Genomic DNA, 22533 nt, shown 5'->3' with positions numbered 1-22533 from the left:
CTTAGATCCATTAATGTTCATGGCCATGCGCTGGTGCCTGTCCTGACATAGAAGCCATCTTTACCTGATATGCACCACCTGTAACGACCACTTCACCAACCTTCACTCCATCTAAAATTTCAACTTCTTCCCCGTTTCTTCTGCCTATCCGGACAGCTCTTCTTTCAAAGCTTTCTCCCGACAGCGCTACGATTATAGAATAATTTCCGTAGTCCTCCAGCAATGCGGATTCAGGAACAACTGCTGCCGATTTGGACAAGCCAAAAGCTATTTGAACTTCGGTGAAGCTACCTATAGGCATTTCCACCACATCGTTGATTTCTGCAAATACCGACAGTAAAGGTTGATCACGTTCCACTTCTTTGCCTACAGATAACAATTTACCTTGGGTTGTATTCAGGCTTGACCAATGATTAGGGCTATTTTGATAATAGATATTGTGGATATTCTGAAGTTGAGTTGCATAAGATGGGCTAACCTGGACTTCCAAGAGACTGGTTTTATGACTGGTAATGGTCACTAAACTCGCCCCTTCTGAAACAAATGCTCCATTATTTATGGCTATTGATTTTACGTAGCCTTCAAATGGAGCAAAGATTTGCTTGCCACTGGATGTATAGCCAGCATTAAGCGTCTCATAGGTTGACTTAGCAACCAGGTACTTTTGCTCCACCTGCTCAAATTCGGACTTGGGTACGATCTTGGATTCAAACAGCTGCTTCTTTCGCTCATATTCAAGACTTGCCTGCTCAAAAGCCGCTTTCGCTTTTTGAATCTCAGCTGAAAGATTATTTGAAGTCAATCCTGCACTGCTTACAGACATCAGTAATTGGCCTTTTTGTACTTTTATCCCTTCGTTGAAATTATTGCTGTTGAAATTCACTTTCCCGTTAGTTGTCGCTATAAGCGTATGATTATCCGAAGGAGATACTTTCCATCTTCCTGATGTAGGGATGGTCTCATAGATTTCCTTTTCTACAACTTTTGCAGTTTGAAAATCTATTTTCCAGGCCTGCTCCTTTAGAAAGGTGATAGAGCCGTCATTTGCTTCAGCTGTACCCAATACTTTTATGGCTTCTTCCAAAGTAGCATACACTGTTACCTGATCAATTACTATTCGATCTGTTACAGCTGGTGTTTTGAGTTCAAATACCAAATGGTAGTTTCCTGCTTCCTTTGGTTGTAAAGTTGGCTTGAAAATACCCGGAGAATCCGGGGCTTCAGCAGTATTACGGATTCCAGTTTCACCTTTGATTAGACTTACTGTCAATGTGCCTTCTCGTACAGGTTGATGCTTATCCATTATTGTAAAGTGGGCTGCAAATCGACTTGGAGCACCTACCACCAAAGCTGGAAATTCTACAAACAACTCTGTCTTATCCGTCCATACCGTAGCATCTAAGGTGGGGGTTTCCGCTACTTCTACTGAATGCCCACCATTCTCATCGTGGGCATGATCCTCCTCTTCCTTTGCCTGACATGAGGCAAGGAGGAGTGTAATCATTAGAATTACATATCGCATAATCAATATCCTTTGAATAGATTAATGATCGCTGTGAGTAGTCCCGTCGTCATGGGTATGCTCGGTAGAGTCTTTTTCTACCTTGAATTCTTCTTGATGATGATCGGCATCCTCTGCATCATGTGCATGGCCGTGTTCTTCTTCTGTAGTATGCATGTGACCATGATCATCGTTGTTTTTTTTGTTGCCACATGAGACAGAAACGATCAAAAGTAGTGCGAATAGAATATTTGAGATTTTCATAATTTTTGTAGTTTGAATGTTATAATTGATGTTTTAATAGCTCAGCTTTGGATTGATTTAACTGTTTTTCCATTTCCAACATGGAGTCGAATGCCTGCTGATAGAATTGTAATTCGAGGTAATACTGCATAAAGGAAAGTTCACCCAATTTAAATGCCTGAAGCAATAATGCTTCACTTTCCAAGGACTGTAGCGTGGAATGGTATTCCTGATATTTTTTCAGCATCACTTGATACACTTCATATTCACCCAGAAATTCACTATGCATAACATCTGTTTTGACTTGGGTAAAAGACTTTTGGTAATCATAGTTTGCCTCAGCGGCCTTGACAGTATTTCGACTACTCCACAAGGGAATAGAAACTCCACCATAAACCCCTGAATAATTAGCCTTTGCAACCCCTTGATAGTTATACCCTGCAGTTAGATTAGGAAGCGACTTGTTCTTGGAAAGTTTGATTTGCTGATTAGCCACTTTTTCTTGCTCTCTGAGGATTTTTAATTCAGGATCTCTTTGTATTTTTTCCAGCCATAAATTTTCTGGATCATCAATAGTCAGAGAGCTTAAGTAATCATTTTGAGTAAATTTCAACTCGTTTCCACCATTCAGGTTTTGAAGTTGAAGCATGATTTTATTTCGATCTGCATTCAAAATATCCAGCTTAAACTGTTCTTGAATCCAGGAGATCTTAGCCTTATTGAGTTCAAGAACACCGGCTTGTTCGATCTCAAATAGCTGATTAATCTGTTCAAACAACTTCTTAGACTGCATGACTCTGACTTGCTCAACCTTCTGTTTTTTGGCAAAGAATATCAGTTCATTCAATAGTTTGACAGCTGGAAGCAATACCTCTTGCCTTTTCAATTGGTATTCCATAGCGTTCTGCGCCTCTTGCATCTCAATGAGGTTACCACGGGAGCTGTATACCGTTGGGAATTCAAAGGACTGGGTAACTTGAAACTCCGTGTAATCTCCTGAGGTGTGATTACCAAATGGAAGGTAATATGCATCCGCCTGTGGATCAGGGAGGTTATTTGAAGCTTTTTGCGATAGCTTTTTACTTTCCAAAAAGGAAGAAAAAGCCTTAAGCGTGGCATTATTCTGTTCAATTTGCTGTAAAGCATCCATTGTACTGGGAGACTGAGCTGCAGCAACATACGAAAATAAGCACACGCAAAAAGCGAGTACATTATTTTTTAACATGAAGTTGAATTTAGAATGAATCAATAGTTCTCAATGAAATCAGTTCATTGACTTTGATAGGTTATCAAAGATTGATTTATCCTAAAGTTGGAGGCCCTCGAAGCGGTGAGGAAGTATAGTAATAAAAGTTATTGAAATCAGGTAAAAAAGGAATACCCGTTTTTTTTGTGAGTATAATATCAAGCGGAATTTTCTGCCCGTCCTGTTTTGCAATAAAAAAGTTAGTTTTCTTGCTTTGATTTTGCTCCTTTACACATTTCTCAACTACCAAATTATTGTCAACCAATTGATGTGCGTGGGCGTGGTTGGTTAATAAAAAAGAAATAAAATCGAAAGGATTGTGTTTGGAGGGATTTTGGTTGTTATGGTGTTGACCTTCTTCTTGATGTGAATGATGCTTGCCTTTATTCAAATCATGACTATGAGACTCATGATGATGATGAAAATGTGGGAATGAGTTGTGCATCATCATGACTAGCATAATGAGCAACATAAAAGCACCCCCTATTTTTCTTAGTTTTTTCATCAATAATCAAAAGTATGAATTTCGAATGGCAATTCATATTTTTTCAGAATTTTACGGAAAGTACTAGTTTTGGAAAATTATTATGTTGATTTTTTAAATTTGGTGAAATCCAGTTAAACTGGAATGGGAAAAGCCGATTTAAACCAAATAGGTTCATAGATAAAGGGCATTGTATCAGAAGTTCTAGATATTAATCTATAAACGGAGTTTCAACAAATCGTATTTACTACTAGTAAAATTTCGGAATATTCTAGTAAGGTGATTTCCTGATCCTTTTTTGAGACTGCTATAGATTGTTGTAGTGTACTATCACCTATTTTTTAGTTTATACTGGAATATGGACTAACCCGGTGGTATTAATATTTAGTCCATTAGTCGTAATATCTTTATATCTGCTCTAGCATAATTCAATAACCTGTTAGCTTACCAAACCCCTATCATTTTTGGATTTTTTCTGAGTAATATGCCCTATTTTTAGAAAATCAGGCTCTGGGACTACCAAATTCAGAATGAAAAACAATTAACCAACTCGTTAGTTATACATTAAAATCCCTATTGTTTTTATTCAGAAATGATGAAGTCTTATTTGTTATCGGCCAAAGCAGAAAAACATCAAAAGTAATATTCTCAGATGTATCATATATTTTCAATTTTGGGTTTGGTAAATAACAATGTAATGATCCCACCCAATGCAGCAACTAGTGAGGCTATTAAAATACTGATCTTGGAGATCTTGATAAACTCAGGATCAATAAACGCAAGATTTGTAATAAACAGTGACATGGTAAAGCCTATGCCAGCTATCATACCCATGCCGATAATATGTTTCCAACGTAGGGAGGTATGTAGTTCTGAGATGCCGAGCTTTTCACCAACAAAAGTAAAAAGACTAATACCGAGCACTTTACCGATAACCAAGCCTAATACAATACCCAAGCCTAAAGAACTGGAAACCACCTCTAAAATTCCCACATTCAGCTTTACTCCGGCATTGGCAATGGCGAAGATCGGAATAATGAAAAAAGCATTAAAGTCAATCAAAGCGTTTTCCAATTTAAGCAAAGGTGGCCTTGAGTTTTGCGTGTCCTTTTTCATGGCTTTAAGGATTTTGCTTTGACGAGTGTCTTGCATGGGGTCGCGGTTCTCAATGTCCGTCTCTTCCAATGCGGCCACATTCTTAGCAGTACGCTCTTTCAGTATTTTGCTATCCAGCTTTGGCTTTACAGGGATGGTGATAGCGAAGAGCACTCCTGCTATGGTAGGATGAACACCGGAATTAAGAAAGCAATACCACAATGCCACACCTCCCAAAATATACCAGATTAGGCTTTTTACACCAAAACGATTGCACAGCATTAATAATACAAATATGCCGACCCCAGAGCCAAGGAATAACCAACTCAGCTCATTGCTGTAAAACAGGGCGATGACCAATATGGCCCCCAAGTCATCAGCTATTGCGAGTGCCACCAAAAAGATTTTAAGCTGTGAAGGCACTTTTTTACCCAATAAACCGATGATACCCAATGAATAGGCAATATCGGTAGCCATAGGTATTCCCCAACCGCTGATATTCTCTGTTCCAGTATTGAGACTGACAAAAATCAAGGCAGGCACAACCATACCACCCAAAGCACCTAAAAGAGGCATTGACGCTTTTTTGAGGGAAGACAATTCTCCCACCATAATTTCTCTCTTTAGTTCCATCCCGGCCACTAAAAAGAATATGGCCATCAGTCCGTCATTGATCCATTCTTCTATGGTTAGCCCGAAACTGAAATGCTCTGAAAGCTCAAAAAGAAATTCATCAGTGAGGTAATGATGATATGCATCAGCCCATTGGGAATTGCCCAAAACCAATGCAAGGATTGTGGCCACAATCAACAACAGTCCACCGGAGGTTTCCCTATCCAGAAACTTTCGGGCAGTCTCTCCGATATACGCTAATCCGGTACTATTCCTATCTACTGATTGATCCATTCTTTAGCTTTTTGTTTCTCTTCAAGATCAAAATACCGGATATCAGCATTGGTAAATGGCTTCATGAACCGAGTAATCCAATCCTGCCACTTTTTTTCTCCAACCATAGCGATTTTTTCATAGTCGTTAGCGTGGGACAAATCCATTTTTAGATCTGCCCACAGACCCTTCATATCCCAACCGGTAAAATCCTGCATTTCAAAGTACCATCTCACTTTCTGTCCATGGTACACGATGTTGTGAATCAGAGGATGTATTTTTTGTATGTCAGCTTCAGTCAGGTTTTCCTGAGCTTTCGTAGCAATTACATTGTTTTTGTAAAATCTAATACCTGTAGCATACTGAGTTTAATTTAATGGTTGAACAATTCCTTTTCGTTTTCAGGGTCTATTTCTTCTTTTGATTTTTTATCCAAAAAATAATCGAGGGCTCTGCCAACAACAATTGCACCCACAAATGCCGCATAAACCTGCCATTGATATTGGATTATTAGCGATAAAATAATTAGTATGGCCACGATAGGCAGTATTGGCACTTTGCCTACTGATAAGGGAACTTTGAAAGGCCGCTCTTGGTCAGGTGCTTTAAACCGAAGCACAATAAGCGCAACATTTACGGCAACAAAAACAAGCAAAGCTCCAAGAGATGACATCCCCGCTACAATTTTAATATCTCCTAGCAGTAAGAACCCAGCTACGGCTACCATAACTGCAAGCGTTGTCACCCAAGGTACTTTTTGAGTATTTGTTTTTATCATAAACTTTGGAAGTTCGCCCATCTTTGCCATTCCAAAAAGCACTCTACTAATGGAAATGATACCACTAAACGCGGCATTTGCTGTAGCGAAGAGAGCAGCTACCGCTAATACGACAGGCAACCAACTATTGAGATTTGATGCGGCAAGGGACAGTGGCGAATCCACTTCGGCCAAGGCAGAAGGATCTGCTATATTTAGTACAGTAAAGGCAATGAACAAGTAAATGATGGTAGTAATTACCATAGTCGATAAAAAAGCACGGGGAATTGTCTTTCCAGGGTTTTTAACTTCCGAACCCAATGCGGCCATATGCTCAAATCCGGTGTAGATAAAGAATAGCGTTGCAGTAGCGGCTAAGGTTCCTGACAGCGATTCCACCTTGAAAAAACCTGCTTTAGGTGCACCAGTCTCCAACAATCCAAATACAATGAGGATCAATAGACCCAGTAATTGTATGCTTACCATAATCACATTGGCAGTTGATGATTTTTTGATTCCGGTGATGCTTATTAAAGTGATCAACAGCAGGATACCATAACTAATTAAGAGGGAAGGCACATTGAAAAAAGTATTGAAGTAACCCGAAAAAGCCAATAATACTGCAGCAACTGTGGCGGAACTGTGAAAAGCAATTGTCCAGCCGGTAAGGAATGAAGGAATATCAATTTTGGGAAAAGCCTTTCTAACAAAAATGAATTCTGCACCTGCACTGGGGTATGTAGAAGAAAGTTCGGCATAGGAAAATGCAGAAAAACTTGCGGCCACCGCAGCAAAAATAAAGCTGAGCCAAAGGTCATATCCTGCCTGGCCAGCCGCTGCACCTATGACCGTATAGATCCCTGCACCTACAATGGTACCGACCCCATAAAAGGTTAGCCTTAGAACTCCGAGTTCTTTTTTTAATTCTGCCATAAAAATTTTATTTAGCCAGTTTCAAAATCCTCACTGCTCCACGCAATACAAAGGCAAAAACGATCCCGCCAACAATCAAATCGGGCCACTTACTTTCCAGAAAATAAACCAAGACACCAGCCAGTATTACCCCTCCGTTGACGATGATGTCATTAGAAGTGAAAATAGCACTGGCCTGCATGTGGGCCTCTTTGCTTTTTGCCTTGTTGATCAACCATAATGAGACGAGGTTACCCACTAAAGCCAGCAGGGAAACGATAATCATCCACTGGAAAAGGGGTGTTTCGCTTTGGGTGAAAAACCTGCGTAGTACTTCTGAAAAGCCAAGGAGCGCCAGGCCCATTTGAAAATAACCACTGATCTTTGCTACTTTCTTCTTACGGGAAACAGCCGCTCCCACGGCAAAGAGACTCAGACCATAAACAATAGAATCAGCCAGCATGTCCAGCGAATCGGCAATGAGACCCATAGATGCAGAAATCCAACCCGTAGTCATTTCGATGACGAAAAATCCAAAATTGATTCCCAGCACCCACCAGAGTATTTTCTTGTGTTTGGTCTCGTCTTCGGCAATGGGCATTTCTGCCTCAGAAGTAGTACCTTGGAGTTGATCATTGAGGTTTAGTTCACTGATGGCATTTTGTATAGGCAGTACTTCATCCTGATGGAAGACGTCCAGCTTGCGTGCTGGGATGTCAAACTCCAGGTGCTTTATCTGGCCCAGAGGTTCCAGTTTCATGCGGATCATTTGCTCCTCCGAGGGGCAGTCCATTTTGGTTATACTAAATGTGCTTTTTTTCATTCCGGTAGTTTCCATTACATTTTTCGCAGATTCCATGCAACACCAAGTTTACCCTTATAATATGGTAGTCGCCTCCAATTGAAAGGAGATTTATTGGCATAGTTTCGGGTAAACAGAAGGTATTATTACATTTCTTACAGTGAAAGTGGAGGTGCCATTTTTCATCTATCGATCCAGGTTTTAATATTGCAAATTTTACTGTTCCCGTACCATCATCAATCCTGTGAACAATTCCTTTTTGTTCAAAAAGATTGATTGTGCGATAGAAAGTTGTTAGATTTATTGGTTTTTCCTGCCTGGAAGAAATAGCCAAAGCTTGTTGAAGTTCTTTTAAACTACAAGCTGTTTTCTTTCTAAGAATGTATTTAATCACCTTGGAACGAGTATCAGTTGATCGAATGCCATGATCCTTAAGTATTTCTTCTGGAATGCTCATATTTTAATCAAAGGTTATAATCACTCAAGATAGGTGTTTTTTATATGCCAATAATCTCAATGCATTAAAGACTACCACCAAGGTAGAACCTTCATGAATAAGCACTGCAATACCAATATTAGCCAAACCAAAAATAGTTGAAGGAATTAGCAAAGCCACTATTCCTAAACTAATCCAGAGATTTTGCTTGATAATGCCTTTTGCCTTTCTACTCAACCCAATTGCAAAAGGCAAAGTTTCCAGCTTGTCCGCCATCAAGGCGATATCGGCTGTTTCCAGGGCTACATCACTGCCTGCTGCTCCCATGGCAATGCCTACCGTGCTGTTCGCCATGGCCGGGGCATCATTCACGCCATCACCTACCATGGCTACTTTGGATTCTTTCTCCTTAAGTTCTTTAATGGCTTTAACCTTTTCTTCCGGCAACAGGCTGCCCCAGGCATCCGTGAGGCCAATCTCTTTGGCTACAGCATCGGCTACTTGCTGGTTATCCCCGGTAAGCATGATCATGCGCTTGATGCCAATTTTTTTCAGTTCGGCCAGAGTTGCCTTTGCCGATTCACGCGGTGTGTCCATTAGTGCTATCGTACCGATGTATTCTGCGTTCCTGCGGATAAGCATGGTGGTGTTGCCACCTCCTTCGAGTTCCCTTACTTGTTCTTCTATTTCCTGAGAAGGTTTATTTTCATCCAGATCCTCAAACAAGTCAAGGTTTCCTATGTAGATTTTATCACTTCCCAATGAAGCTTTGATCCCTTTCCCCAACACGGCTTCAAGATCACTCGCTTCTGGAATGACTGTATCTTTTAACCGCTCTTTCCCATCCCTCACTACCGCTTTTGCCAGCGGGTGGTCACTTAGGTTTTCCACCGCCACCGCTATTTTTAAGAGTTCATTTTCACTCACGTTCCCAAGAGGAACTACTTTGGTGAGTTTAGGTTTTCCCTCGGTTAGCGTTCCGGTTTTGTCGAAGGCCAGAGCTGTCAAAACGCCCAGATCTTCCAACGGCCGTCCACCTTTTATAAGCACACCACCTTTTGCAGCGCGGGCAACCCCACTCAAAACAGCGCTAGGCGTGGAGATCGCCAACGCACATGGACTTGCAGCAACCAGTACGGCCATCGCGCGGTAAAAACTCTCACTAAAGGTTTCGTCAATGACCAAAAAAGCACCTAGCAATAGTACAACCAGTGCCAGTACAGAAGGCACGAAGTATTTCTCAAACTTATCAGTAAGAAGTTGGGTAGGTGATTTTTGGGTCTGGGCTTCATTGACCAACTTTACCAAACGGGAAAGAGTTGAGTCACTGGCTTCTTTAATTACTTTTATTTCTAAAGTACTGTTGCCATTAATGGTTCCTGAAAATACCCGATTCTCTGGTTTAATGTCATTTGTCTTTGACCATTCCTTTTCAGGATCATCAACAGGCAATTTATCTACCGGCACACTTTCCCCGGTAATAGGCGCCTGGTTTACGCTACTTCGACCATCTACCACCACACCATCAGCAGAAATTTTGCTATTGGGCTTCACTACTATGATGTCTCCAATGCTCAGTTCTTCTATACCCACTTCTTCGGTTTTTCCATTTCTCTTGAGCAAGGCCGTTTTAGGGGCCAGTTCCGCCAAAGCGGCAATGGATTTCCTTGCTTTGTTCATTGCGTAATGTTCCAGTGCATGTCCCATGCTAAAAAGGAAGAGTAGCAAAGCACCCTCAGCCCATTCTCCTAAAATAGCTGCTCCAATGGCCGCCACCAACATGAGAAAGTCAATTTCAAAACCACCTTTGGCGACTGTTTGAATCGCCTCTTTGGCAGTGAAATACCCTCCAAAGAAATATGCAACAACATATAATGTTAAGCTCACCCAAGAAGAGATAGCTTCCACATAAGAAAGCCCAAAGCCAATGCTCAACAATGCTCCACAGATAATGGAAAAGATCAGCTCAGTATTTTTGCCAAAAATCCCTCCATGCGAATGTTCATGATCTTCACCTTCCCCATGATCATGGCGGTCTTTTTCTTCATTTTGTTGCACTTGTTCATCGTCTTCAGCAGTCCTTCTTATGTACTGTTCGACTTCGACTTCTGTGGTAATAATGTCTAGGCCTTCTTTATGCAAGGATTTAAGGATTTCCGCTTCATCTATCTTTGCAGTTTCAAATTCTAATCCGATCATACCAGAAGCAGACACTGAGGACTGTAAAACTCCATTTAATTTATTGAGTGCTTCTTCAATTTTTCTGGCATGACGGGTATGACGAATTCCTTCTACCTCAATTAACCTGTGACCGTATTTATCAATAATGGAAGCACCTGTACGTTTAGCTAATTTTTGAATCTGATCAATAGAGATTACCTCAGGATCGTAGTGAAAGCAGAGTTGGGGCACACCGTTATCCAATTCATCAGCCACATGGACTTTTTCAAGTCCGTCTTTCCCTTTAAGTTGCTTTATTAGCGTTTCTACACATTGATCCTTCTTGTCCAGCATTTTGGGAAGAATGAGTGGTATTTTTATTTGTAATTTTTTCATAATCATTCTATTTATTTTCTGAGCAATTACCACAAACACCTTTTACAACTAAATTAGCCTCTTCAGGAATATGATTTGGAGGTAACTCTACTTCGGGAATTTTATAACTGGTCAAGCATTTGGTTTGTCCGCATATTCTGCAATGAAAGTGCAGGTGTAAGTCTCTTTCTATTTCACAATTACATCCCTCTTCACACATCGCATACTTGGGCACACCAGTACCATCATCAATACTATGTACCATGCCATTTTCTTCAAAAACTTTTAGTGTTCTGTATATAGTAGTCCGGTCCGATTTCTCAAAGTCCTGATATAAATCGGTCAGACTAACTGCTGCTTCCTTACCCATGAGGTACTCAAATACCAACAACCGCATAGTAGTGGGTTTGATATTGTGAGCCATTAAGCTTTGTTCTAATTCCTTTATCATTTGCTTTAAATTATTCTTTAATAGAATCACATGTCTTCATACTATATGCATCAACCAATTTGGAGAAGTAAATAATACCATCACCTGCTTCAGGTTTTTGAAATTTTTCCCAAAATAAATACACATCTTTATCCATTCCTTCATTTTTGGTACTTTTGCCCAGATTATATTTTCGGGTTATCGGTAAAATAAAAGCCTAATGAAGGAGAAGTATTTCTTTGCTGGTTCGCATAGGCTCCTCCCCTATTAAATAGCCTTATCATCGCAACCTGCATCGCCTTGTGAGTCACCAACTATTTGTACTTTTTCAACAAGTACAACTTTAATTTCTTCATTTTTATAGTCGTTATAATTTTTAATCAATTAATGAAGATAATAACCTCCAAAAGCAACTAGCAAAAGTGGTCTAGGTTTAGCTCCCTGCCAACTGACTTTTGCCAACTCATTTAATGACTATGAGAAGTCTGGCTTTTCTTCATTTCGGAGATCAAATAGTAGGCATTATTCCATGCCACCTGAGTATCGTCTGTAAGTGGCTCCAATAATTTGATCTCTACCCAACCATCTTCGGTGATACCTGTGCGCACTTCTATGGCTTTAAACGCCCATTCGGTCTTTCCATCTTCTTCATGTGCTTCTGCCATAAAAATATAGGGCTTGCCCTCTTCTTCTATGATGGCACTTTCTGGTAATGCCTTTACAGAGTTATTATCTCCTGTTCTTATTTTTCCATTGATATACATCCCCGGAATGAGGAAGTCTTCTTTATTTTTTATTTCTGCATGCACATGAACCGCTTTGGGATTCTGTTCAAATTGCTTGCCCACTGAATAAATCTCTGCAGTAAGCGTTGAGCCCGGAACTGATTCTACAGTAAAAGATATAGTTTGTCCTTTCTTTACCTTATATACATCCTTTTCAAATACCATCAGGTCGGCATGGATATGATCGGTATTTACAATCATAAACATTTTGGTTTGTGGTTCTACATATTGCCCAAGTTGTACTTCCACTTTTTCAATGTACCCATCAATTGGGCTCACAACAGGTACATATTGATAGATATCTCCAGTCTGTACTTTCTCCACATTCAGGCTGAGTTGCCTTAGCTGTGCTTCATAGCCTTTCACTTCTCCTTTCATGGCCTGATAATCGGCCTGAATTTGCTGATAGGTTTTTCCAGAACCCACTTCCTCTTCGTACAACCTTTTCTGTCGTTGGTTTTCCTTTTCCAGAAACTGTAACTGACTGTATGCCCGCACATAATTTGTCTGAAGTTTGCTTAGGTTTGGGTGCGACAAATAAGCCAATACCTGACCTTTGTTTACTTGATCACCCTCAATTACTTTGATGGAAGTAACATTAGCACCCAATATGGCGGTAACAGTAGCTTCGTGTTGTGGTGGCACCTCCAATTGGCCGTTAACTTCTACAATTCCTGAAAGTGGTCGAGTGGGCAGGGTATCCAATTTAATACCCAAACTTTCAAATTTCAACTCTGAGAGGTGCAACTCAGCCATACCTTCTCCGCCTTCGTATCCAGCCTCTCCCTCAATATGTTCTGCATCAGAAGTCTTTCCAAGGTTACCAGCGGACTTGCTATCACAGGCTGTAAATACCGATGCCATTAATATTAGTGCCACTATATATATTATTTGCTTTTTCATTTCTTATAATATTTGTCTGAACTTATTTTTGACTTTCAATTTCATCATTAGTTTGTTGTTTTTAAGTAGTATTCCAGCTGGTAGCGACTGTCCAGATAATTACCGAAGGCATTCCAGGAGTCTACCTCTATGCGAATGGCATCCCGGATATTTTGCAGGAATGTTACGTAATCTATAGCGCCTTCCCTGTAAGCAAAAATAGCCCCATCCCGTTGCTCTTGAGCCAGTGGAAGTGCTTCATCACGGTAGTAATTCCATGAATTTAGCCATTTCAGATATTGTTCTCTCATGTTCTGATAGGCGGTATTCAGTTCCAATTGATTTTGTCTGAGGTTTTGCCCGGCAATATCCCGCTGGATTTTGGCCGACTGTGTTCTTCCAAGCTCAGGACCGAAAAACAAGGGAATTCTAATGCCTACCTGATACTGATAAAATCCCGATTGCCCAGCAATTTGCTGTCTACCATACTGCCCCTGCAATTGTGGCAAAAACTGTGATCGTCTCTCTTTTATGGTAGCTTCAGCCACATCTAGTCGTTGTTTCGACAGGTTCAATAAAGGATGATTCATCAATGAATCAGCTACATAATTGAGTGGCTTGTCTAATTGATTGGTGGGGACATCAGGTACAGTAAATAAGGTATCGTTAGCAAACCAAAGGTTGAGGCGCTGCAAAGCACTCAGGTAATCCCGATAAGCTTGCTCTTTTTGTATCTGTACCTGATTGGCTTGGTTGGAAGTAGCTAAGTATTCCAATTTAGAAGTAGCTTCCGTTTCCAATCGAATCCTGGCAGCTCTTTCAATATCTGCAAATATCGAATCCAACTGTTGATAAACCTGATAGTTGTTTTTAGTGGCATATACCATGCCCCAAGCCTGGCTTACTTCCCTCTCAAGTTCAATGATTGAGAGGTCAAGTGACTTCTCTGCCAGTGTAATCCTTTCTTTTTGCAATTTCACCCGTGGGGCTATTCCAAAGATATCTATCTGTTGTTGTTGAATTCCAAATTGTGTATAAATACCATCAGAGCCATTGCCTACCTCTTCCTTTCCGGTAAAGACCTGTGTATTCCCAAAATCCCAGGCGGTTTTCTTCAAAACTTCCTGGTTTTCTATCTCCAGTCTTGCCGATTGGATTTTAGGAAAGCTTTCTACCGCACGTTTTCTGGCCTGGTCCAGTGTGATAGTTGGCAAACCGACCTGTGACTGTTGCTGCTGTTGCGCATTCGCCACAGTGGGTAGCCCGAATAAGCCTCCACAAACGATCAGGGCAATGATCACGTTGGCATTTGGTCTTTTCAGGCTTTTTCTTTTGTCACTTCTGCTTTCCACAAAAGTGTAAAGTACCGGAAGCACCACCAATGTGAGCAGTGTAGCCGTAAGCATTCCCCCAATCACTACCGTAGCTAAGGGGCGCTGCACTTCCGCTCCGGCAGATCCTGAAAAGGCCATCGGCAAGAAACCGAATATATCTGTAGTAGCCGTAAGCATGATCGGCCTGATCCTTTCTTTGGTTCCGGTAAAAATACGGTCACGGATACTGGTAACTCCTTCTTCTTTTAGTGAGTTGAAGCGGTTGATCAATACCAGTCCGTTTAATACAGCTACTCCAAATAGCACTATAAAGCCCACACCTGCCGAAATACTGAATGGCATATCCCTTAACCATAAGGCAAAAATTCCACCAATGGCTGCCAAAGGAATGGCGATGTAAATCATAATAGATTGTGAAAATGACTGTAAGGCAAAATACAGAAGCACAAATATCAGAAACAACGCTATGGGTACTACAATGGTTAATCTGCTTTTAGCCCGCTCAAGATTTTCAAACTCACCTCCGTAAGTGATGTAATAGCCCGGAGGTAGGTCTAGCTGTGCATCCAGTTTTTCCTGTATGTCGTTTACTACAGATTCTACATCACGGCCCCTAGTATTGACACCGACATAGGTCCTGCGATATGTATTATCACGTGAAATCTGCATGGGGCCAGGCATATAGCTGATATCGGCTACTTCTTTGACAGGAACCTGCGTGCCGTCCGGAAGGTCAATATATAAGGTTCGTAAATCGTCTATACTTTTACGGTGGGCTTCATCAAAGCGGATCACTAGATCAAATCGTTTTTCTCCTTCAAAGATGACCCCAGCCACCCCTCCTGCAAAAGCGGAGCTCACATATTCGTTCAACTTTTGAATGTCCAATCCGTATTGTGCTATTTTATCACGATTGTAACGAACAGTCATTTGTGGCAAGCCAGATGTTCTTTCAGGGTTTACATCACCAGCGCCTGGTACCGTTTGTATGATCTCTGCCATTTCCTGTACTTTGGCGGCTAGGATTTCCAAATCCTCGCCATATAACTTCACAGCAATATCTTCCCTGACTCCTTCAAGCAACTCATTAAACCGCAATTCCACGGGTTGGGTAAATACTAAATTCACCCCAGTTAATTGTTCTTCCAGCTTTTCTTTAATTGCTTCAATCAGGTCCTCCTTACTTTCAGCAGTAACCCATTTTTCTTTATCTTTTTCCAGTATCAGGTACATATCGGCTAAATCCATCGGCATTGGATCAGTCGGGATATCAGCCACACCGATCCGGGCAGTAACTGTTTTGATTTCAGGAAAATTATCTAATAGCAGGATTTCTATTTTTTTAGATACCTCTAGTGATTCGCTCAGCGAACTGCCCGGCCTAATCAACGCTTGCATGGCAATGTCTCCTTCGTCCAACTGTGGCACAAATTCTCCACCCATTCGGGAAAAAATAAACCCGGCGGCTATAAGAAGTACAATTCCTAAAATGATGACGAGTGCTTTTAACTTTAAAGCACCTTTAAGTAATGGCAAATAGACCCATTCTATGCCACCTATGATTTTGTCACTTACTTTTTCTAACCATCTTTCAAACTTTCCAAACCAGTTTTTTTTGTTCTCGATGGGCTTCATTAATAAGGCCGACATCATAGGCACGTACGTCAGACAAAGAAAGATGGCGCCAATCATTGCAAAGCCAAAGGTGTAAGCCATGGGCTGAAACATTTTACCTTCAACTCCGGTAAGAAAAAGGATAGGGGCGAAAACGATCAGAATGATTATTTGTCCAAAAAATGCCGAGCTCATCATGGTACTACCTGCGTCATAAGCCACTTCGTCCATTACACCCTGATTAAATTTGATTTTACCGGAGCGGATTTTTTTTTGAATTTCATATACAGTACCTTCAATAATAATGACCGCACCATCAATAATGATCCCAAAGTCAATGGCACCCAGGCTCATGAGGTTGGCCCAAACATTGAATTGCTTCATCAGGATGAAGGCAAATAATAGGGAAAGGGGAATAGTGGTAGCAGTGATAATTCCGCCTCGCAAACTACCTAGCAGGATTACCAGCGCAAAAATTACAATCAAAGCCCCTTCGAGCAGGTTTTGCTTTACGGTATCGGTTGTCCTTGCTATCAGATCACTTCGGTCAATAATAGGCGTAATTTGTAAACCTTCAGGAAGTGACTTCTGCACTTCTACCATACGATCTTTAACATTCTGAATTACAGCATTTGGATTGGCACCTTTCAGCATCATGATAATTCCTCCCACAGCTTCTTTTCCGTCTTGAGTGAAAGCACCATAGCGCACCTGACTACCGAAATGAACTTTCTGAGCTACATCTCCTACCGTAACTGGAATTCCATTTTCATTTTTAATGACGATTTTTCTGATATCATCGAGTGAGCGTATCAGTCCTTCACCACGGATGAAATTCGACATCCTATTTTTCTCAATATATGCCCCGCCCGTATTGACATTGTTTCTGGCTAAGGCTTCATATACCTGAGAGATGCTCACATCCATTGCATTGAGTTTCTCAGGGTTAATAGCTACTTCATATTGTTTAATGTATCCTCCAAAGGAGTTTACTTCTACGACACCATCCAGTAAAGTCAATTGTCTTTTTACAATCCAATCCTGGATAGTACGCAGCTCCATGGGAGAATATAGTGAATCATAACCCTCCTGCGGCTGAATAGTATACTCGTAAATCTGACCTAATCCGGTAGAAATGGGACCCATGGATGGGCTTCCGAATTTTTCCGGGATAGTTTCTTTTAATTCGATGAGTTTTTCCTGAACCAATTGCCGGGGCAGATAGGTACCCATATCGTCTTCAAAAACGATGGTGACCACCGACAGCCCAAACCTTGAAATGGAACGGATTTCATCTACACCAGGCAGGTTACCCATAGATAATTCTACCGGGTAGGTCACAAACTGCTCTATATCTTCAGTTGCCAGGTTAGGGGATACTGTAATTACCTGCACCTGATTGTTGGTAATGTCAGGCACAGAGCCCAGGTTGACCGTGTACATGGAGTAAATACCCACTCCAATGAGAGCCAGCGTAAGTAGGCCCACGATGAATTTATTCCTTATTGAAAAAGAAATGATTTTATTGATCATAAGAATTACTAATTATTTGATAGGGAAAATATTGTAGTGAAAAAGCCTGACCATCGTAGTAAGGTAGTAATAAGGAGAATTGCACAAATCAGCACAATGAAAACCCATTTCAAAACTATTTAGGCAGTGATTTACTACTTCCTCTTTTCCCCTTATTCTATTTGTTCTTATTCAGTTTTTTCAAACTCTATAAATAGAATTGAATATAGAGAAAGGGTTGCCTTTGAAGAAAGGCAAATGAAGTGGTGTTTAGGGAATTGCTCAAAAAAGTCATGGACCCCAGTAGACTTTACCGATCTGCCACACTTATTCCTGCTAAACATTGAATTTTATTATTGTGGGGGCTTTAGAAAACCAATGGTTTCAGCACTTCTAAAATCCTGAAAGCAAGCAGTCCAAAAAATGGGTAGTTTTAACGGATGAGTAATGACTACCCCTGGTGAGGATACAACATGTACATGACAACAATGACAAACGCAAAACGGTGAACAACCATCCCAGCCACTTTCCTGCGAGTGGTTATGATTGCCATCATTACTTGAAAAGGCCGTAATAGTATCTTTGGTATTATCATATGGTAAAGTATCAGCACATACTACACCAGTCAGGGCCATGAAGTAAAAACTTAATATGTAGCATGCGATTTTCATTTAATACAAATATACATAATTATGCAATGCATAGGAATTGCAAAGTTGTATTTTCAGGTTAACGTATGTTTTCTTCGGATTGTTTGCACTTACATAGTTAAAACAGATTGTTAAAAATAGCTGGATATTCCTATCAGTAAGCCTGCTGTTTTGGCTGCCGGATTGCCCAACAAGTCTGTCTCCCACTTATACCGATAATTGGCACGGATTACAGTTTGAGATGAGGGTCTGAAGGTAATGGCAGGCACTATGGCCTGTACATCATCATGTATATTTCCTCCGGTTTCCACAAATGAGCCGACATTATAATCCACATGCTCCAGCCGCAAAGCCAGGTTGAGTATCGCATGGTCCCATCCAAGTATTTTCCGCTTTAAAATGGTGTAAACAAAGTCGACAAACCCGCCTTGCTGCTGAGTGCCAAACTGCTGTGAATAGGTTTCGGGAACTTCGATGAATGCCCATACCCATTCCCCTGTGATATTGACTCTTTTGATAGCGGAAGTATTGAAATCTACAGCTACCACATCCAATCGCCTCTTTTCATCTAGCACAAGTCCGTCTTCTTCCTATTTATTATATACATCACCCATCCATGACAGACCTATTTCCCCGATTTTCCGATGACGAATTGCGGTTTTTAGTGTAATTAGGGGAACAGCATTGAAGTTTTCTTCAAAACGATCTACATTTTCCTTGGCAGCGGGAAGCCAGGTACGGCCTACACTGTTGGCAATTATTTGAGCATTGAAACCATTGGTAACATAAGCCTCATAAGCCCAAACCCATTGTTTCTGATGGGTCTTACCGTGTAAACCAAAGCCTACATTGCTGAAAGTAGCCGGGATGATGGTAGTAGCCATTATAGGCCGATCTACAAATTCCCACTTCGGCCCGTCATGGTTTTGGTTAAATGCGCCTATTGGGTTCATGATAATTCCGCCTCTTAGGTTCAGCACAGGATGGAGTTCAAAATCCAGGGCGGCAAACTCAATGTTGATCTCCTTGGTACCTTCTTCAAACTCAATTTCAGAAAGGAATTTGATCCGTTCTTTGATGGTGGAGGATATAAACAGGGTTATTCTTGGAATTTTGAAAGAGACACCTTCCGTAATACCATCTGTCACAAAATACTGGGCGTGTGCTTCAATATAGCCACCCAAGGCAACCGGAAAGCTGCCAGCCTGCAAAAACGGACGATTATAGACCGCATCCATGTTCATTTGGATGGCAGTAGTATCATTATTTACCCGCTGTGCCATAACGGAAGCTCCTATTCCCATGAGAATAAGAAGTAATAGTGGATTGAGATTTTTATAAATGGCGTAGATGTATTCATGATCTGTGGTTATGTTAAATGTTTTAAGATTAGTTTCTGCCGGGCCTTCTACTACATTTCCTTTTGCATCATACTCACTACCATGGCATGGGCATACCAAGTAATTAGGTTGCGCATTGACTTCACACCCCTTGTGGGTACATTCCATCCAGAGTGCGATATATTCATCCGGGTTGATTTTGTACAAGGCTATGGGAAAGGCCAATGATGCTGCAGTTACAAGCACCACTTCCAGAGGTTTTCCCTGATCACTGGTAAATTCATTCATTAAAAACCTTAACTTATTATCACTTATCACGGCACTCACTTTACAAATGGAAGTGAAGCCTGAAAACTCCTATGGTCAAGCGAAAACAAAAATAATTGAAAATAAATTTGGAGACCACCCCTATACCGACCCCATCTTTGTAGAGTAATCAATTTTAATCATTAAAATCTTAAAAAGATGAACCGACAAATTGAAGTATTTACAGCTGGATGTCCAATATGTGAACCAGTAGTAAAAATGGTAAAAGAAATGTCTTGGGAGTCTTGCGAAATAACAGTATATAATACCATTGAGCAATGTGACTCTAAAGTATGCATTGACAAAATGAAAGGGTATAACATCACTTCTTTACCTGCCGTAGCCGTAAATGGAATACTGCTCAACTGTTGCAAAGACAGAGGAGTAAATAAAGATGAATTAATCGCTGCCGGAGTTGGAAAATCAATGTAAAAAGAAGTTGCTAAATTTAACATCAATACATTCCAAATGTTCTAAACAGCGTTTGGAATGTATTTAATTGAAAAATAATATGTTACCAAAAGATTTAACGAAAGACCTTAAAGATCGTTTAAAGGGTATCAACGGACAAGTAGATGGGGTTATAAAAATGCTTGATAATAGTGATAATCCTGCTCAAATTCTTAATCAGTTTAAAGCGATTAACAAAGGATTTGAAAAAGCCCAACACCTTCTTTTAGACGAAGTATTCAGAAAAGCATTGGCTATTAAAATTGCAGAAGCATTAGAAACTTGCCCAGGAAATTGTGGTCAAGAGGAAAAAATTGCGACGATTAGAAAGCAGTTTCCCAACTTAAATCTTTATGAGCTTACTGATAAAATGAAAGAAATTGAAACTATTTATGAATTTCTACAAATAAATACAAAAGAAAATATGCAAACGCTAGCTTTAACAATTGACAATATGGTTTGTCAAGGATGTGCTGAAAAAATAACGAACATTTTAAATGAATTAGAAGGAATTAAAAAGGTAAAAACCAAAACGATACAGAAATCGGTACGAGTGGAATTTAATCCATACAAGATAAATGAATCAGAAATAGAAACTGCCTTGACCAAATCAGGATATGAACCCAAAAAAGCTGTTATATGAAAACCGTTTTTAATTCTTCATTATTGTTAATGTTTATGCTTTTATTAGGGTGTGCTGAAAACAGTAATAAAAATAAACAAACTGAAGTAAATCCGGATGATAACGTATCTATTGAAATTTCTATTGAAGGAATGAGCTGCATTTCCTGTGTAGCAAATGTGAAAAAAACACTTTCCGATTTAAAAGGTATAAATGAAGTAAAAGTTAGTCTTGAAAACAAAAGCGCAACGCTACAATACAACCCACAAAAAGTTTCATTAGATAAAATAACACAATCTATTAATGAAATTGGCTATAAGGCTGGAACCGTGAAAAAATTATCTCAATGAACCTGGACCCTTTTTTAAATGAATTTGCCGCTACTTTTCAAAACAATTCCATCTTAAGTTTAGGAATTGCTTTTGCAGCAGGATTAATTTCCAGTGGCATTTGTCCTTGTACATTACCTGTTGGTCTTGGATTTGCAGGATATGTGGGAAGCACTTCTATTCGAGAATCGAAAACAGGATTTGCAGTAACATTTTCATTTTTTATTGGCATTGTTGTTTGTTTAACATTATTAGGAAGCATTGCTGGCTATTCTGGTGTTTTTCTGACTGAGGTTTTTGGAAAATACTGGGCCTTTGGAATGGGAATAATATCGCTGATTGCAGCAGGAATTGCGTTTTATGGTCCTTATTTACGTGTAAGACAACTTGAATCTTTACGAAAACCAGGAATTGTGGGTTCATTTATTTATGGATTTATATTTAGTTTAGGTACATCAGCCGCTCCTTTATTACTCTTATTGTCTTTTGCAATTGCAAAAGCAAGTTTAATATATGGTTTACTTCTTGCTTTGTGCTTTGGTATTGGTAGAGGACTTCCTTTTTTGATTGTGGGTCTTTTTTCAAGTTCTATTTCAAAACTTGCAAAATTATCTTGGTTAAAAAAAAGTATTCAAATATTGAGCGGAATCTCCTTACTTTATTTAAGCTTTTATTTTTTTAGGGTTTTTAGCTTTTATCTGTGATTAATTTTTAGTTAGAAAATAGAAACAATAGCCGACTCTGAAAACCAAGCTTTATGGAAAAAGCCAGTGAGTAGTTAGGTTATGACTTCGTAATTTGTCTAAGCCATTTTACAGCTTTGACCTTGTTCCCTTTAAAGCCCTTATACTTGTTCAAATCCCACCTTATCAATCGAAGGTGCAGGCAATAAAAGACCGGTTTTAACTCCTGCGACTTATCTTTTCGTAATACATTATCCAACCACGGAATTTTGGGTTCAGCAAAATTACCAAATCAAGAGAGAATAAAGTATAGGCTAAGAAAACCTAATCGAACAAATCAGTACTATAAATGCATAATGAAACCAACACAAAAACACTACTAAATTCTCAATACCCGCTTAAAAGTATTTTTGGGCGGGCATTGAGAATTAGTAGCAAATAAGCATTTCAGAAGACCCTATATTACCTCAGCATTAAAACCCGCTTTCTGCACTGTTTTCTTTACTTCTTCGGCATTCAATTTTGACGTCTCCACTGTAAGCACACGGTTTTCACTCTTAAGGTTAACGTCCCATTTTTCAATCTCCTTTTCCTCATTCAGAAATGGGGTCACTTTTGACAAACACCCACCGCAATTGATATTAGTTTTAAATTTTAAAGTATTCATGATTTGTCTATTTAAAGTTTGAAAATTTAAATT

General features: G+C 40.0%; 21 protein-coding genes. 4 read left to right on the top strand and 17 right to left on the bottom strand.

Features of this window, described 5'->3' with window-relative positions; translation table 11 throughout:
* Window positions 1–10: 10 nt before the first annotated feature.
* From AC13EX_RS18920 to AC13EX_RS18845, 16 genes are all read right to left on the bottom strand, one after another.
* The gene (locus tag AC13EX_RS18920) at window positions 11–1522 is read right to left on the bottom strand and encodes an efflux RND transporter periplasmic adaptor subunit (RefSeq protein ID WP_482893893.1); all 1512 of its coding nucleotides are present in this window, start codon (window positions 1520–1522) and stop codon (window positions 11–13) included.
* Between the two features lie 21 nt (window positions 1523–1543).
* The gene (locus tag AC13EX_RS18915) at window positions 1544–1765 is read right to left on the bottom strand and encodes a hypothetical protein (RefSeq protein WP_339674852.1); all 222 of its coding nucleotides are present in this window, start codon (window positions 1763–1765) and stop codon (window positions 1544–1546) included.
* 19 nt (window positions 1766–1784) lie between these two features.
* Window positions 1785–2969 (bottom strand): TolC family protein, encoded by a 1185-nt coding sequence (locus AC13EX_RS18910; protein ID WP_482893892.1) that lies wholly within the window; start codon window positions 2967–2969, stop codon window positions 1785–1787.
* A gap of 76 nt (window positions 2970–3045) precedes the next feature.
* A complete protein-coding gene (locus tag AC13EX_RS18905) occupies window positions 3046–3495 on the bottom strand; it encodes a hypothetical protein (protein WP_041934820.1) in 450 nt (149 codons plus the stop codon).
* Window positions 3496–4131: 636 nt separating this feature from the next.
* Window positions 4132–5475 (bottom strand): Na+/H+ antiporter NhaA, encoded by a 1344-nt coding sequence (gene nhaA, locus AC13EX_RS18900; protein WP_482893891.1) that lies wholly within the window; start codon window positions 5473–5475, stop codon window positions 4132–4134.
* A complete protein-coding gene (locus tag AC13EX_RS18895; protein ID WP_482893973.1) occupies window positions 5460–5723 on the bottom strand; it encodes a SpoIIAA family protein in 264 nt (87 codons plus the stop codon). The genes nhaA and AC13EX_RS18895 overlap by 16 nt, the downstream gene beginning before the upstream one ends.
* 104 nt (window positions 5724–5827) lie before the next feature.
* Entirely contained in the window at window positions 5828–7144 is a 1317-nt protein-coding gene (locus tag AC13EX_RS18890) for an APC family permease (protein WP_482893890.1), read from the bottom strand.
* A 7-nt stretch (window positions 7145–7151) separates the two neighbouring features.
* Window positions 7152–7946, bottom strand: coding sequence for a cation diffusion facilitator family transporter (locus tag AC13EX_RS18885; protein WP_041935368.1), 795 nt, complete (start codon window positions 7944–7946; stop codon window positions 7152–7154).
* The gene (locus AC13EX_RS18880) at window positions 7927–8382 is read right to left on the bottom strand and encodes a Fur family transcriptional regulator (protein ID WP_482893889.1); all 456 of its coding nucleotides are present in this window, start codon (window positions 8380–8382) and stop codon (window positions 7927–7929) included. The genes AC13EX_RS18885 and AC13EX_RS18880 overlap by 20 nt, the downstream gene beginning before the upstream one ends.
* 24 nt (window positions 8383–8406) lie before the next feature.
* Entirely contained in the window at window positions 8407–10917 is a 2511-nt protein-coding gene (locus AC13EX_RS18875) for a heavy metal translocating P-type ATPase (RefSeq protein WP_482893888.1), read from the bottom strand.
* Window positions 10918–10924: 7 nt separating this feature from the next.
* Window positions 10925–11347, bottom strand: a complete 423-nt coding sequence (locus AC13EX_RS18870; RefSeq protein ID WP_482893887.1) for a Fur family transcriptional regulator — start codon at window positions 11345–11347, stop codon at window positions 10925–10927.
* A 446-nt stretch (window positions 11348–11793) separates the two neighbouring features.
* Window positions 11794–13014 (bottom strand): efflux RND transporter periplasmic adaptor subunit, encoded by a 1221-nt coding sequence (locus tag AC13EX_RS18865; protein WP_482893886.1) that lies wholly within the window; start codon window positions 13012–13014, stop codon window positions 11794–11796.
* A 47-nt stretch (window positions 13015–13061) separates the two neighbouring features.
* Window positions 13062–17474, bottom strand: coding sequence for a CusA/CzcA family heavy metal efflux RND transporter (locus AC13EX_RS18860; protein ID WP_482893885.1), 4413 nt, complete (start codon window positions 17472–17474; stop codon window positions 13062–13064).
* A gap of 332 nt (window positions 17475–17806) precedes the next feature.
* Window positions 17807–18124, bottom strand: coding sequence for a DUF6660 family protein (locus tag AC13EX_RS18855; RefSeq protein WP_339711945.1), 318 nt, complete (start codon window positions 18122–18124; stop codon window positions 17807–17809).
* A gap of 110 nt (window positions 18125–18234) precedes the next feature.
* Window positions 18235–18678 carry a hypothetical protein gene (locus tag AC13EX_RS18850; RefSeq protein WP_482893884.1) on the bottom strand — a complete coding sequence of 148 codons (444 nt, stop codon included), beginning with the start codon at window positions 18676–18678 and terminating at the stop codon, window positions 18235–18237.
* A 15-nt stretch (window positions 18679–18693) separates the two neighbouring features.
* Complete coding sequence (locus AC13EX_RS18845) at window positions 18694–19731, bottom strand: QcrA and Rieske domain-containing protein (RefSeq protein WP_482893883.1); 1038 nt, start codon at window positions 19729–19731, stop codon at window positions 18694–18696.
* 177 nt (window positions 19732–19908) lie between these two features.
* Here AC13EX_RS18845 and AC13EX_RS18840 point away from each other — a divergent pair, with 177 nt between their 5' ends.
* The 4 genes from AC13EX_RS18840 (at window position 19909) to AC13EX_RS18825 (ending at window position 21854) form a co-directional block, all read left to right on the top strand.
* Window positions 19909–20181 carry a thioredoxin family protein gene (locus AC13EX_RS18840; RefSeq protein WP_482893882.1) on the top strand — a complete coding sequence of 91 codons (273 nt, stop codon included), beginning with the start codon at window positions 19909–19911 and terminating at the stop codon, window positions 20179–20181.
* A 79-nt stretch (window positions 20182–20260) separates the two neighbouring features.
* Window positions 20261–20842, top strand: coding sequence for a metal-sensing transcriptional repressor (locus AC13EX_RS18835; protein WP_482893881.1), 582 nt, complete (start codon window positions 20261–20263; stop codon window positions 20840–20842).
* On the top strand, window positions 20839–21171 hold the full coding sequence (locus AC13EX_RS18830; RefSeq protein ID WP_482893880.1) for a heavy-metal-associated domain-containing protein: 333 nt from the start codon (window positions 20839–20841) through the stop codon (window positions 21169–21171). The genes AC13EX_RS18835 and AC13EX_RS18830 overlap by 4 nt, the downstream gene beginning before the upstream one ends.
* Window positions 21168–21854, top strand: a complete 687-nt coding sequence (locus AC13EX_RS18825) for a cytochrome c biogenesis CcdA family protein (protein ID WP_482893879.1) — start codon at window positions 21168–21170, stop codon at window positions 21852–21854. Before AC13EX_RS18830 ends, AC13EX_RS18825 begins: the two co-directional genes overlap by 4 nt.
* A 436-nt stretch (window positions 21855–22290) precedes the next feature.
* On the opposite strand, the gene AC13EX_RS18820 is transcribed toward AC13EX_RS18825, so the two are convergent.
* Window positions 22291–22500, bottom strand: coding sequence for a heavy-metal-associated domain-containing protein (locus tag AC13EX_RS18820; protein ID WP_482893878.1), 210 nt, complete (start codon window positions 22498–22500; stop codon window positions 22291–22293).
* Window positions 22501–22533: the final 33 nt, after the last annotated feature.

The organism is Cyclobacterium sp. L-R, from assembly GCF_056859355.1.
Note: the sequence above shows the minus strand (reverse complement) of the source record. Positions and strands in the feature narration are given on the sequence as shown.